Origin of the sequence: Amphibacillus cookii, assembly GCF_016908375.1 — a bacterium.
GTDB classification, from domain to species: Bacteria; Bacillota; Bacilli; order Bacillales; family Amphibacillaceae; genus Amphibacillus_C; species Amphibacillus_C cookii.
Genome location: NZ_JAFBDS010000010.1, coordinates 69,395 through 82,407 on the forward strand (window position 1 = coordinate 69,395; position 13,013 = coordinate 82,407).

General features: G+C 39.4%; 15 protein-coding genes. 3 read left to right on the plus strand and 12 right to left on the minus strand.

Annotated features, from left to right (window positions below):
• The first annotated feature begins 187 nt into the window (after positions 1-187).
• Positions 188-1,753, plus strand: a complete 1,566-nt coding sequence (locus tag JOE23_RS14405; protein WP_204439449.1) for a SulP family inorganic anion transporter — start codon at positions 188-190, stop codon at positions 1,751-1,753.
• A 100-nt stretch (positions 1,754-1,853) separates the two neighbouring features.
• Positions 1,854-2,768, plus strand: a complete 915-nt coding sequence (gene rarD / locus JOE23_RS14410; RefSeq protein ID WP_204439451.1) for an EamA family transporter RarD — start codon at positions 1,854-1,856, stop codon at positions 2,766-2,768.
• A gap of 215 nt (positions 2,769-2,983) precedes the next feature.
• On the opposite strand, the gene deoC is transcribed toward rarD, so the two are convergent.
• The 11 genes from deoC to JOE23_RS14465 all read right to left on the minus strand — a co-directional run bounded on the left by deoC (position 2,984) and on the right by JOE23_RS14465 (position 11,274).
• On the minus strand, positions 2,984-3,655 hold the full coding sequence (gene deoC, locus JOE23_RS14415) for a deoxyribose-phosphate aldolase (protein ID WP_204439453.1): 672 nt from the start codon (positions 3,653-3,655) through the stop codon (positions 2,984-2,986).
• 5 nt (positions 3,656-3,660) lie between these two features.
• Positions 3,661-4,065, minus strand: coding sequence for a cytidine deaminase (gene cdd / locus JOE23_RS14420; protein WP_204439455.1), 405 nt, complete (start codon positions 4,063-4,065; stop codon positions 3,661-3,663).
• 13 nt (positions 4,066-4,078) lie between these two features.
• Complete coding sequence (locus JOE23_RS14425) at positions 4,079-4,897, minus strand: purine-nucleoside phosphorylase (protein ID WP_204439457.1); 819 nt, start codon at positions 4,895-4,897, stop codon at positions 4,079-4,081.
• The gene (gene deoB / locus JOE23_RS14430; RefSeq protein ID WP_204439459.1) at positions 4,894-6,087 is read right to left on the minus strand and encodes a phosphopentomutase; all 1,194 of its coding nucleotides are present in this window, start codon (positions 6,085-6,087) and stop codon (positions 4,894-4,896) included. Before deoB ends, JOE23_RS14425 begins: the two co-directional genes overlap by 4 nt.
• A 22-nt stretch (positions 6,088-6,109) precedes the next feature.
• Positions 6,110-6,277, minus strand: coding sequence for a XapX domain-containing protein (locus tag JOE23_RS14435; protein ID WP_204439461.1), 168 nt, complete (start codon positions 6,275-6,277; stop codon positions 6,110-6,112).
• Between the two features lie 18 nt (positions 6,278-6,295).
• Positions 6,296-7,600 carry a pyrimidine-nucleoside phosphorylase gene (locus JOE23_RS14440; RefSeq protein ID WP_204439463.1) on the minus strand — a complete coding sequence of 435 codons (1,305 nt, stop codon included), beginning with the start codon at positions 7,598-7,600 and terminating at the stop codon, positions 6,296-6,298.
• A 323-nt stretch (positions 7,601-7,923) separates the two neighbouring features.
• Positions 7,924-8,649 carry a GntR family transcriptional regulator gene (locus tag JOE23_RS14445; RefSeq protein WP_204439465.1) on the minus strand — a complete coding sequence of 242 codons (726 nt, stop codon included), beginning with the start codon at positions 8,647-8,649 and terminating at the stop codon, positions 7,924-7,926.
• 185 nt (positions 8,650-8,834) lie between these two features.
• Positions 8,835-9,347 (minus strand): GNAT family N-acetyltransferase, encoded by a 513-nt coding sequence (locus tag JOE23_RS14450; protein ID WP_204439467.1) that lies wholly within the window; start codon positions 9,345-9,347, stop codon positions 8,835-8,837.
• A 9-nt stretch (positions 9,348-9,356) separates the two neighbouring features.
• A complete protein-coding gene (locus JOE23_RS14455) occupies positions 9,357-9,872 on the minus strand; it encodes a GNAT family N-acetyltransferase (RefSeq protein ID WP_204439468.1) in 516 nt (171 codons plus the stop codon).
• Positions 9,873-9,878: 6 nt separating this feature from the next.
• A complete protein-coding gene (gene solA / locus JOE23_RS14460; protein ID WP_204439470.1) occupies positions 9,879-11,018 on the minus strand; it encodes an N-methyl-L-tryptophan oxidase in 1,140 nt (379 codons plus the stop codon).
• Between the two features lie 13 nt (positions 11,019-11,031).
• Positions 11,032-11,274: a putative signal transducing protein gene (locus JOE23_RS14465; protein ID WP_204439472.1), complete on the minus strand. Its 243-nt coding sequence runs from the start codon at positions 11,272-11,274 to the stop codon at positions 11,032-11,034.
• 348 nt (positions 11,275-11,622) lie between these two features.
• Between JOE23_RS14465 and JOE23_RS14470 the strand changes: the two genes are divergently transcribed.
• Entirely contained in the window at positions 11,623-12,066 is a 444-nt protein-coding gene (locus tag JOE23_RS14470; RefSeq protein ID WP_204439475.1) for a hypothetical protein, read from the plus strand.
• A 54-nt stretch (positions 12,067-12,120) separates the two neighbouring features.
• On the opposite strand, the gene JOE23_RS14475 is transcribed toward JOE23_RS14470, so the two are convergent.
• Positions 12,121-12,864: a LamB/YcsF family protein gene (locus JOE23_RS14475; RefSeq protein ID WP_204439477.1), complete on the minus strand. Its 744-nt coding sequence runs from the start codon at positions 12,862-12,864 to the stop codon at positions 12,121-12,123.
• Positions 12,865-13,013 lie beyond the last annotated feature (149 nt).

Genomic DNA, 13,013 nt, shown 5'->3' on the forward strand with positions numbered 1-13,013 from the left:
TTACATTTCTAAACGGTATTGTAATTGCATAAAACATTTGCTATAGTTAATTCTTATGTAATATAAACAGAAAAAAACTCGCTTGCATAAATACCAGATACGAAACTTAAAACACGTTTCTTATCCCTGTCCAGCGACAGGTATTTTTTATGCGTAAACTTATCATTGTGAAGGGGATGGTTTTATCGTGAAATGGCGCCAATTGTCATTAAACAAAACTTTAATTAAAAACGAATGTCTATCTGGGATTACCGTAGCACTTGCCTTGATTCCAGAATCTGTTGCATTTGCCTTTGTGGCTGGCGTTAGTCCCATATTAAGCTTACAAACCGCTGTTATGGTTGGATTAATCGCTGCTATTTTTACTGGCCGACCAGGTATGGTCAGCTCCTCTACTGCCGCTATTGCTGTTGTTTTTGCCGCACTTATTGCCCAACACGGGCTAGATTATTTATTTGCCACCGTCATACTCATGGGAATTATCCAAATCGCCATCGGTGCACTTAAACTCGGAAAGTTTGCAAGGATTATTCCTTATCCGGTTATGCTAGGATTTCTAAATGGATTATCAGTGGTTATCTTCTTAGCGCAATGGGATCAATTTAAAATTAATCAGGTCACCATTGTTAACGGCATTGAAACGATCGAGCGTGTTTGGCTACCGCAAGCTGATTTATTGATCATGTTGCTCTTTGTTGGTTTAACCATGTTAATCATCTATTTAGTCCCTAAATTTACAAAAGCAATTCCTGCAAGTTTAGTTGCTATTATTAGTTTAACGATTATATCTATTATTTTAAGTCGAACAGGTTATCATATGCAAACCGTGCAAGACTTTGCAGGAATGGAACTAAGTGGAGGATTACCTCGTTTTTATCTTCCTCAAGTCCCTTTGAACTTTGAGACCCTGCGTATCATTGCACCTTACGCACTAGTAGGGGCATTGGTTGGTTTAACCGAAGCCGTCTTAACACTTCAAGTCATTGATGAAATGACCGATACACGCGGACGGACAAACAAAGAATGCCTCGCACAAGGTTTAGCTAATACCGCAAATGGCTTCTTTGGTGGTATGGGAGGTGACGCCATGATTGGCCAATCAATTATTAATATTAAATCTGGAGGGCGTACCCGTCTATCAGCCATTGTCGCACCTGTAACCTTACTGGTCTTCTTGATGTTCGGATCTGGTTTTGTTAATGCCATACCACTCGCAGGCTTAGTCGGCGTTATGTTCATGGTGGTCGTTGGTACTTTTGAATGGGAAAGCTTAAAGTATGGTGGGAAAATTCCCTTTCAAGATATGATTGTCGTCATTACCGTAACTGTTATCACTGTCGTTGTAAACCTTGCATCAGCTGTTATTATTGGTGTGATCTTATCAGCATTAATGTTTGCTTGGGAAAAGGGAAAAGTTATCTATGTAAATATTGAAAATGAATCTGACGGAACAAGAATTTATAAAGTAAATGGTTCAATATTTTTTGGTTCAGTCTTAAATTTTAAAGATTTATTTGATATTAACGACGACCCTAACCAAGTTATTATTGATTTTAAATATGCAAAGGTAATGGATCACTCGGCTATAGATGCGATAAATTCAATTGCTTCTCGCTACGATCAAGTTGGCAAATCGGTAACACTCATTCGATTAAGTGATGAGTGCCAACGCTTATTTAGAAATGCTGAAACGATTACGTCAGTTAAGATTGATCACTCGCAATCCATGCAATCAAAACATCGATATGTATAATACAAAGGCGCATTTTCTTAGGAAATGCGCCTTTGTATTGCAAAAGCTGATAACTAAGCGTAAACTAATTCTTATTATATAGAGAAATGTGGGATGTCTTATGAATGAGAAACAAATGAAATCTGGTAGCATCGCTGCCGCTGGGGCATATTTAATTTGGGGATTTTTACCCCTATATTGGAAGGCTGTTGGAGGGATCTCTGCTGGCGCACTACTCGGTCATCGGATTGTTTGGTCTTTTGTATTTATGTTATTAATCATTTTCCTATCAAAGAGTACCAAACGTTTTTTAACAGAAGCTCGACTGATTTTTAAAGATCGAAAAAAGCTTACCGGTCTCATCCTTGCGTCTCTTGTTATTAGCGGAAATTGGCTGATTTTCATTTGGGCAGTAAATAGCAACTACGTGATTCAAGCGAGTTTAGGCTATTATATTAATCCATTACTAAGTATTTTATTAGGTGTAGTTGTTTTGAAAGAATCACTAGCTAAAGTCGAGATTTTATCAGTTATCCTTGCTGGCTTTGGCGTTCTTTTTCTTACTTTCTATTATGGTGTTTTTCCATGGATTTCGTTACTTCTTGCATTAACTTTTGCTTTATATGGTCTAATAAAGAAGACAATTGATATTTCAACAATGAGTGGTCTAACACTTGAAACATTAATTGCACTTCCGGTTGCGCTTGTCTATCTTATGATCGAGGGAGACTCTTTAACAACCATGCAATCATCATTTCGGATGGCACTATTATTAATTGGTGCAGGGGTTGTAACAGCTATACCATTACTTCTTTTTGCCACTGGTGCTAAACGCATTCCACTTTCAATGATTGGCTTTTTACAATACATTGCACCCACCTTTATGCTATTAATCGGTGTCTTTTTATTTAACGAACCGTTTACATATGCACATATGATTGCCTTTTTAGCCATTTGGATGGCACTAGTGATCTATTCAACATCACGTTTTATGAAATTAAGACAATTAAAAAAGAGCCGGCTCAAAGCAAGTTAATAAAATTTCACTTAAAAAAACGGTGTTAGCCAAAAGGTTAACACCGTTTTTTACTTTATCTCAGATAACCGTCCGCTAAACACCCGCCTTAAAAGCAGAATATTGAATCGTTTGTTTAGGCGAAAGATAACGGACGCTAATGACCTGATTCCCTTAACTAACAATCAGTGGGTGAAGAAAGAAAATGCTAACTGATTGAAGGTTTGTTTTATATTTTAATAATCTGCATCTGAAGAGCCACCGCTAACGATAGCAATGCCTGCACTTGCACCAATTCGCGTTGCACCAGCCTCGATCACCGCTTTAGCCATTTTCTGATCACGTACGCCGCCTGAAGCTTTGACACCAATATCTGGCCCAACTGTTTTTCTCATTAATGCAATATCTTCGACAGTAGCACCACCTGTAGAAAATCCTGTTGACGTTTTCACATAATCAGCGCCTGCTGATACAGCTAGCTCACATGCCTTGACCTTCTCTTCATCGGTCAGCAAGCTCGTTTCAATAATGACTTTAACAAGTGCTTTTCCCTTAGCTGCCTCAACAACAGCTCGAATATCTGTTTCTACTAGCTTAAAGTCTCGATCTTTTAAAGCACCGATGTTAATGACCATATCTACTTCCGTCGCACCATGATCAATTGCATTTTTTGTTTCATATGCTTTGGTAGCAGAAGTGGAAGCGCCTAATGGAAAGCCAATAACGGTACAAACTGCCACCTCCGTTGCCGCTAACCTTTCTGCTGCAAACTTAACCCAAGTGGGATTGACACAAACGGAGAAAAAATGATATTCCTTTGCCTCATCACACAATGTTTCAATCTGGTCTTTCGACGTATCAGCTTTTAAAGCGGTATGGTCAATCATGTTTGCTATTTTTTTATCCATAAAACTCATTCCTCCTCTTTTAAATCACTAGCTAAAAAGGCACCTGGTAAAAGGCCAGACACTGTTGTTTCTAACACCTCACCTTTTAAATTCGTTAATACAACTGGCATATCCTGTTCGCAAAGCTCACTAATGACTTGTCGACAAGCCCCACAAGGTGAAACCGGTCGATCGGTATCTGCAACAACCACTAATAAGTCAAATGTTCGCTCACCTTGAGCAAGTGCACTAAATAAAGCGGTACGCTCAGCGCAATTGCACATCGAGTAAGCTGCATTTTCAATATTACATCCATGATAGACATTCCCACTCTTTGTCCGCAAAGCAGCCCCTACTTTAAATTTTGAATAAGGTGTATATGCTTTTTTACGCGCTTCAATGGCCGCATCAATCATTCGTTTCACCGTCATCCCCGTCCTTCTATTATGCTAATTTGCCTAGAATAGCCTTTACAAAATTAAGAAAATCTCCTCTTACTTTTTCTGTCGTTTCTATGACTTCTTGATGGTTTAATGGTTGATCCAAAATGCCAGCTGCCATATTTGAAATACAGGAGATGCCTAATACTTCAATTCCAGCGTGACGCGCAACAATAACTTCTGGAACGGTCGACATGCCAACTGCATCACCACCCATAGCTTGGAGCATATTAATTTCTGCTGGTGTTTCATAACATGGACCGGTATTCCAAACATAAACCCCTTCTTTCAGATCTAAATCAATTGTATTTGCCACTTGCTTTGCCAACCGTTGCAGCTGACGATCATAAGCTGTAGACATATCAGGGAAACGCACACCTTGCTCACTATCATTTGGTCCTATCAATGGATTTTGACCTGTATTGTTGATGTGGTCTGTAATCAGCATTAAGTTACCGGGTTCAAAATCAGGATTCACCCCACCAGCAGCATTCGTAACAATCAAGCGCTCAACACCTAATGCCTTCATCACACGGACAGGGAAAGTCACTGCTTCTAGCCCATAGCCCTCATAATAATGAAAACGTCCTTGCATAGCGATAACAGATACACCTTGCAGATCGCCGATAACCAATTGACCTGCATGCCCTTCAACGGTAGAGACAGGGAAGCCAGGAATCTCCTCATATTTAATGTTAATCGGTGATTCAATTTCGTTAGCTAATTCACCTAGACCTGAGCCGAGAATTAACCCAATTTCAGGCGTTTGAGATAATCGGTCTGTAATAAATCGCGTTGCATCTTGTAATTGTTTTGATTTCATGATCGATCCCCCTTAATATTTGCAAGAAAGCTTTCACCGTATTCAGGCATTTTAACACCAAAATTATCAGCAATGGTCGCACCAATATCGGCAAATGTTTTGCGAATAGGTAGTGCTTGCCCTAATTCAATACCTTTATGATGAACAAGTAATGGTACATATTCACGCGTATGATCGGTTCCATGGTGGACAGGATCATTACCATGATCAGCAGTAATGATTAATAAATCATCTTGACGTAACTTGTCTAGAACTTCAGGCAAGCGTTGATCAAATGTTTCTAACGCTTCGCCATAACCTTGTGGATCCCGACGGTGACCATACTTTGCATCAAAATCAACAAGGTTCAAAAAATTCAACCCATGAAAATCTTGATCAATAGATTGAATGAATTTTTCCATTCCATCATCGTTATTCGCTGTTCGGATTGATTCTGTCACGCCTTCGCCATCATAAATATCTGAAATCTTACCTAAGGCAACGACATCTAATCCTTGATCTTTTAACGTATTCATAACCGTACGCCCAAAAGGCTTCAGTGCATAATCATGCCGATTTGACGTCCGTTCAAACGCACCTGGCTTGCCAATAAAAGGACGAGCAATAATGCGTCCAATCATATATTTGTCATTCATCGTTAACTTACGCGCCGTTTGACAAATTTGGTATAACTCATCAACGGGTACAATGTCTTCATGTGCTGCAATCTGCAAGACAGAATCAGCAGAAGTATACACAATCAACGCACCGGTACGCATATGTTCTGCACCAAGCTCATCAAGAATTTCTGTCCCTGAAGCCGGTTTATTCCCAATGATTTCTCGGCCCGTTTGCGCTTTAATTTCATCTAATAGATCATCAGGAAAGCCCTCTGGAAATGTTTGAAACGGTTGATCAATGTGAAGGCCCATTATTTCCCAATGTCCAGTCATTGTATCTTTTCCATTTGAAGCTTCCTCCATCTTTGTATGGTGCGCTATTGGGGTATCTACTTTTTCTATCCCTTTAATTTCTCTAATATGGCTTAAACCCAATTTCCCTAGCGTCGGCATGTTTAATCCACCCATATGCTCGGCAATGTGCCCTAATGTATCTGCACCAACATCATTAAAATCAGCTGCATCTGGTGCTTCTCCAATTCCAACTGAATCTAATACAACTAAAAAAATTCGCTTAAATATCCCTGACATGGTGATTCCTCCCTGTTCTTATTCAACTAAAAAATACCCGAATATGTTCTGCAATAACGCCACCTAAATAAACACCAAAGACGCCAACAACAGCAGAAAAGACAGGAGGTGCTGGCAATGGCAACTTTAAAAATTTAAACAAAATACCAACCATTACCCCTGCTAATAGTGCTAAAAATACTTCTCTCATCGTTTCTCTCCTAAATTCTTATTCAGTAATAATATCATAAATCAATTGATGCGGTTCCGGCTTTTCAGTTGAAAAGGTATAAGCTTGTTCAACTTTATTTTTAACCTCATTAACATCTTGCTGATTACTGTGAATGACGGCGATGGTATCACCGCTTTCAACCTGATCACCGACTTTCTTTTTTAAAACAATCCCAACGGCTAAATCAATTTTTGATGCTTTTGTCATCCGACCAGCTCCAAGCATGCTAGCAGCAATACCGAGCTCATCAGCAACTATTTCGGAAATATAGCCTGTCTGATGAGCTGCAACGTTGATTTGATAGGCAGCCTGTGGTAATCGATCAGGATCAGCAACGACTGAATCGTCCCCACCTTGCGAAGCAATAAATGCTTTAAACTTTTCAATCGCTTGTCGATTTTCAATAGCAGCTTCAAGCTTTTGTCTTGCTTGTTCAATTGATGACGCTTGTTTGGCTAAGTAGACCATATGACTACCTAGTGTCAAACAGAGCTCTGTTAAATCTTCAGGTCCTCGACCATTTAATGTATCAATCGCTTCCTTAACTTCTAGGGCATTCCCAATCGCAAAACCTAATGGCTGGCTCATATCTGAAATGACAGCAATCGTTTCTCGACCTGCCCCATCACCAATGGCCACCATCGCTTGAGCAAGTTCTTTAGCGTCAGCTAAATCTTTCATAAACGCACCCGATCCTGTTTTTACATCTAAAACAATTGCATCAGCGCCCGACGCTATTTTTTTGCTCATAATCGAGCTTGCTATTAATGGAATAGAATTAACGGTTGCTGTAACATCACGTAAGGCATACATTTTCTTATCAGCAGGTGTCAAGTTGCCGCTCTGACCAACAACAGCAATTTTATTTTGATTCACTAATTTATTAAATGTATCACTATCTAATTCCACCTGAAAACCATTAATTGCTTCAAGCTTATCTATCGTTCCACCTGTATGGCCTAAACCTCGCCCTGACATTTTAGCGACAGGGACTCCGACTGCAGCAACAAGTGGCGCTAAGATAAGGGTGGTGGTATCACCGACACCACCGGTACTATGTTTATCGACTTTAACCCCTTCAATGTCTGATAAATCGATTTGATCGCCGGACGCAACCATCGCCATTGTTAAATGGACACGCTCTTCCGTCGTCATATCTTGAAAATATAAGGCCATCGCCATGGCTGACATTTGATAATCTGGAATATCACCATCGGTATAGCCTTTGATCATGAAATTTATTTCCTGTTTAGATAAGGGCTTACCATCACGCTTTTTTGCAATAAGATCAACCATTCTCATCGATTCACTTCCTTCCTCCATACCTTGGTATTTATGTATAACCACTTCACCTTAATTGGTGAGGTGACATACCGACATCTACACCTTCTATCCATATAGTATAACCAAGTAAATGCATTCACTCATTTTTAAGGGGTAGGACGTCCAACAACTTGTTTAAAACCAATTTAGATAAAGTGCATTACGACACTTTTCTAACATGTAGAACATCTATATATTTTCTAGTTTGTAACAATAAAGCGCCTCTTAATTAGTATAATGATCAGAGGTCGATACAGTCAATTATGAGAGAAGTTTGCAAGTCTAAATCATTAAGGCCATTTTTAAAAGATACGTTTTCTAAGCACATTAAAACTAACTTGATCTGATCTAAAGAAATTTAGTGAATATAAGACAGGTTGATCATTGGCATCATAATGTGTTTGTTTTAATACCAGTAATGGCACCTCAAGGTCACAAGCTAATATTTTTGAAATTTCTTCATGATAACCAATCGTTTTAATTGCTGCTTGTGCATAACTAATGGTGATGTTCGCCTCTTTTTCTAACGCTCGTAGCATCGATTCATCAGCTAAGTGATTTATTCCATTTAATAACTTGGCTGGAATTTTATCAATACAATAAACAAGAGGGACACTATCTGCTTTACGAACGCGTTTAACTAAATAAACGGGTTCCCCTTTCTCTAAATGAAGTTCTAGCTGATCTTCACTATGAGCGTTAGTGTAACCGGTAAAGTGGCATTCGGTTTCTGGTTGTTTTCCTTCACGTTTGATCATGTCGGTAATACTAAATAATTCTTCCAGCCCACCAGAGAAAACAGGCTTTTTGTTAACAAATGTCCCCACACCATGTTTTCTTAATATAATGCCTTCTTCTTCTAAAATACGTAAAGCTTCTCTTAATGTATTTCTAGATACATGTAATTGTTTCGCCAATTCCATTTCTGAAGGCAGGCGTTCACCAGATTCCAACTCACCTTTAGTTATTTTTTCTTTTATTTGTTCAATAACCAACAAATAACGCGGTGTTTGATAATTGTATTCCAAGTTAATCCTTCCTTTATACACACATTTTCATACGTTTATCACAGATAACCAACCGTCAGCGGGAGAAGAACGCCCCTACTGATTGAAGGTTCGTTTTATCATTTTTCTTCATTTAACATCTGACCTGATCGTAGACTGTGATGTTTTATCTTGCTGCACGTTAACGTAAGTGAGTGAGCATAACACTAATCTTTAGACCACGTATAATAAACGAAGTTAACCCGTTCCCCATTCATTTCAAAATCGTTAGCATCTGCCCCTTGATAAGTAAAACCGTTCTTCTCTAATACGCGTTGTGAGGCTAGATTATGAGAGGTTGTTTTTGCCTCTAAACGTATAACTGGTAATTCGTCGATACGGCCGAGCAATAATGCGAGTGCCTGACTAGCTACGCCTTTACCCACACTACTTTCACCGATTCGATAGCCTAAATCGCCCGTCTGTGTTTCGAGATCAATATCTACTATATTAAGACGGCCATGTATAGCTGACGCCTGATCTTTAATCAAAAAAAAGTGTGACTTCCCAGTTTCTTGTTCTGCTAATAAGGCTTGATTATTTTTCTTAAATTGATCGTATACAAAATAATTATCCGGTCGAGGCGGGACCATCTTCTCAAAGAATACTTTATTTTCTTGTTCGAACTTAAAAAGGGCCTCAAAGTCGTGCTGATTTAATTTTTCTAATCTGATATTCATATACTTACCTCACTCATCTTTTAACTTTCGATAAAGCCTTAATGAAATGTATGATTCAATTTCACTATTTCCATAGCTAGATTGTTCATGACTAAAAATAAAACCTTTAGCTTGATAAAAAGGAATAGCTTTCATATTGCCTTTTTGCACAGAAACCCATTGCTTTCTTGCACCTTGTTGCTTCTGTTGTGCAGTAATCGCATCTAACAACTTTGTTCCTATCCCTTGATTTCGCCGTGAAGGATCAATATACAATACAAACAACTCACTAATTTGGCGATCTGTCATACCACCGCCCCCAGCTCCAACCACTTGATCATGATCTAATGCAACAAAGTAACCTCCCCAAGAGCGACTTGTCTTAGTTACCTCATACCATACGCGCTCTGGATGATAAAATGTCTTAACTACTCTATCAATATAAGCCTCTGAATGTGTAGCTTGATAAGTGTCCCAGTAGGCTGACCGACAAACATTGATAATTCCTGAAACATGCGCTTCTGTCGCTCTAATCACTTCAACCATTGCAAATCACCTGTTAAACCGATCGAAACTGAACATAGCTAGATCAATTGTACTTTCTCGCTGCATGACACGGTCGGCTAAACTTTCACCAATGCCACTTGCAAATTTAAAGCCATGACCTGAAAAGCCAGCCGCTATCCAGACTTGTTTATGAATAGGGTGTTGATCGATAATGAAATCTTCATCGGTTGTCATCGTGTATAAACAGGTATTACCTTTCTTAAGCTTCCCTGCTGCTCTTGGCATCCATTTTTCTAGAAAAGATCTTAATACATGTTCGTCTTCAGGATAATAACCAAAATCTCGCTCAAATTGATTGGGATCAACTGGCATACCATAATCATGGCGACCTAGCTTAACACCACTCCCATTCATACTAGGGAAGCCATAAAACAACCCTTCATCTGTTTCCGCTGTGAACCCAGGAAAAACACTGGCATCGAATAAATTAGGATCTGCATCGAACCAACCAATCACTTGTCGTTTCGGTGTTAATTGGATATCTAAGTTTAATTGCTCAAACCATTGCGCTTGCCAAGCCCCAGTAGCAATGACTACCTGTTGGCTTGTATACTGTTGAGCTTGTGTAACAACACGGACACCACCATGATCTATAACAAGGTCTGTCACGGGTTGATTAACAATAAGGTCCGCTCCTTCTACTTGAGCTAAGCGACGATACGTTTTCATGCACTGATCGACAAACAACACACCCGACTCCGATTCAAAGCATCCAATTTGCGGTGCTTTATCCGTTAAATCTAAACTGGGGAAGTTATGCTTAAGTCCATTGTGATCATATAGTGTCAACGGTAATTGATAGTGACTAGCACTTTGTTTTATTTCATTTATAAAAGGAGAGTTTTCGTTAGCAAAACTTAAAATGCCTGTTTTTTTAAAAAGAGGGGCTTCACTTTCGATCTGTAGTTGATCCCAGAGAATTTGCGACCTTAAAGCTAACGGTGTATAAGCTCTTCCTTCTCCATAAGCGTGACGTATCAGACGGGTATCCCCACCGTGACTTCCTTGTTGATGCGGCGGATCATATGTATCAATCATCAACACTGTCGCTCCCTGCTTTGCTAAATAATAGCCTGTGGCCAACCCTATTGTGCCTGCCCCAATAACAGTGACATCATACTTCATCTCGCTTCCCCCCTTATCTCCTTGAATCAGCAATCGCTTGTAATGCCTGTTGTTTATCCTTATCTTGGACATAAATTAAATATTGTGTAGGTGTTGAACCGACAAAAGCGCGTGCATTCACTTGTCTCTTTATATCTGTTTGATAAGCAATACCCTGTGCTTGCAGATGGCTAACACTCCGATAATAACTTGCTTCATCAAATGTAGTAAAAACTTCATGTTTAAACTTTGAAAACAAATAGCGGAATAACCCCATCTTACCATCCTTTCGTAACTTTTAACATGGTGTTCCATAATGTTCAATTTCATTTCCATTATAACACTAGCTGCAATATGTAACTGCTTCATGTGAAACGAATTTTCAATTAGTGAGCAATTTCGTTCTTCTCCATGGATAGCTGAGTGAATCAAGACATAAACCGCCGTTAACTCCCGCCAAAATAGATTTGCCTACTCACTATTTTGTGATGGAAATGTTAAGGACGAGTATTCGCGATAAAAATGCTGTAAATAAAATTTATATATTGACTTAAACTTAAAAAGAAACTAGCATTAAAATTAATCATTAATGCTTTAAACTTAAGATAATAAAGGAGTCTACAACATGAAAAAAATTCTTTTGTTAGTGAGTTTATTATTTCTAGTCGCTTGTCAACCAGCAACAGACGATGACACAACTCAAAAAAAAACAGATGATGAGCTAACAAATGAAGAAACTGTCGAAAACGGCGATGATAAAGAGGAAGACGCAGAAGACCAAGCTGACCTAGATCAAGAGAGCGAGCCAGAGACCGATCAAGGAATTGAGCAGGGTGAGGGTGGCACATATAGTTCGGATGATGCGATTATTCTTGTTCAAGAATACCTCAATGACGAAGGTGTCAACATAGATATGAACTATGTTTATGACGGCGATGATGAGCAAGGGCATTATCGTGTTCAAGTTTTCGAAGTTATTGGCGACGGTGACGGCGAGTCTCACACTGCTACCTACGGTTGGTACATTGTAGACCCTGAAACAGGAGAAGTAACAGATCTTTTTGATTAATTTTTTACTGTGTTAAAAACGTGCGCACTTAGATTAGGTGTGCACGTTTTTGCTTTAACCAATCTTAATCTGATGCCCTTGCAATGCGTCGGTTAATTTTCGAGCGAACTGAACCGCGTACGGGTGATCGCCATGAAGGCAAATCGTATCAGGATCTAGATCAAGCCAATTTCCGTTGATCGTCTTTACACGTTTTTCCTTTACCATAGCTAAAACCCGTCCAATAACTTCTTGTTCATTTCGAATCACTGCACCGTCTTCACTCCTGGATACAAGGGTGCCGTCATCATGGTAGTGACGATCGGCAAAGACTTCTTGAGCATAGGAGAGACCAATCGCTTGCGCTTCACTTATCAATGCACTATTAGCCAAACCGTATAAAATCAACTCAGGATCGAAAGCTTTAATCGCTTCACATATCGCCCTTGCTACCTTTTCATCTTGGGCTGCCATGTTATACAGGGCACCGTGTGGCTTAACGTGATGAAGCTTTTTCGCTTGAGTAAAAGCTGTTAACGCACCTATTTGATAGGTTACGTCATTCGCAATCTCTTCTGGAGAGGCTTGTAGCACCCTTCGGCCAAAGCCAACTCGATCATGAAAACCTGGATGTGCACCTATCTTCACCTGATAACGCTCAGCTAAGCTGACTGTCTTTGCCATCACCATCGGATCAGCAGCATGAAATCCACAGGCAATATTAGCTGATGATATAAAAGGTAAAATGTCTTGGTCATGCCCGAGCGTATAACGGCCAAAGCTTTCGCCCAAATCACCATTCAAATCAATCTTCACCATAAAACCACCTCCATCATTCGGTTAATATAAGATGTATCTTCAATTAGTGAAACGTTTCGTTCTTCTCCCACTGATAGGATTTTACGTAAATCAAGACATTAGCGAACGTTTTAAGGATGGTTCTCTATGACAAATCGTCTAACTTCAAT

Excerpts from the sequence above, each read along its gene's own strand:
- rarD (WP_204439451.1), top strand. The coding sequence starts at position 1,854 with ATGAATGAGAAACAAATGAAATCTGGTAGCATCGCTGCCGCTGGGGCA.
- deoC (WP_204439453.1), bottom strand. The coding sequence starts at position 3,655 with ATGGATAAAAAAATAGCAAACATGATTGACCATACCGCTTTAAAAGCT.
- cdd (WP_204439455.1), bottom strand. The coding sequence starts at position 4,065 with ATGACGGTGAAACGAATGATTGATGCGGCCATTGAAGCGCGTAAAAAA.
- JOE23_RS14425 (WP_204439457.1), bottom strand. The coding sequence starts at position 4,897 with ATGAAATCAAAACAATTACAAGATGCAACGCGATTTATTACAGACCGA.
- deoB (WP_204439459.1), bottom strand. The coding sequence starts at position 6,087 with ATGTCAGGGATATTTAAGCGAATTTTTTTAGTTGTATTAGATTCAGTT.
- JOE23_RS14435 (WP_204439461.1), bottom strand. The coding sequence starts at position 6,277 with ATGAGAGAAGTATTTTTAGCACTATTAGCAGGGGTAATGGTTGGTATT.
- JOE23_RS14440 (WP_204439463.1), bottom strand. The coding sequence starts at position 7,600 with ATGAGAATGGTTGATCTTATTGCAAAAAAGCGTGATGGTAAGCCCTTA.
- JOE23_RS14450 (WP_204439467.1), bottom strand. The coding sequence starts at position 9,347 with ATGAATATCAGATTAGAAAAATTAAATCAGCACGACTTTGAGGCCCTT.
- JOE23_RS14455 (WP_204439468.1), bottom strand. The coding sequence starts at position 9,872 with ATGGTTGAAGTGATTAGAGCGACAGAAGCGCATGTTTCAGGAATTATC.
- solA (WP_204439470.1), bottom strand. The coding sequence starts at position 11,018 with ATGAAGTATGATGTCACTGTTATTGGGGCAGGCACAATAGGGTTGGCC.
- JOE23_RS14465 (WP_204439472.1), bottom strand. The coding sequence starts at position 11,274 with ATGGGGTTATTCCGCTATTTGTTTTCAAAGTTTAAACATGAAGTTTTT.
- JOE23_RS14470 (WP_204439475.1), top strand. The coding sequence starts at position 11,623 with ATGAAAAAAATTCTTTTGTTAGTGAGTTTATTATTTCTAGTCGCTTGT.
- JOE23_RS14475 (WP_204439477.1), bottom strand. The coding sequence starts at position 12,864 with ATGGTGAAGATTGATTTGAATGGTGATTTGGGCGAAAGCTTTGGCCGT.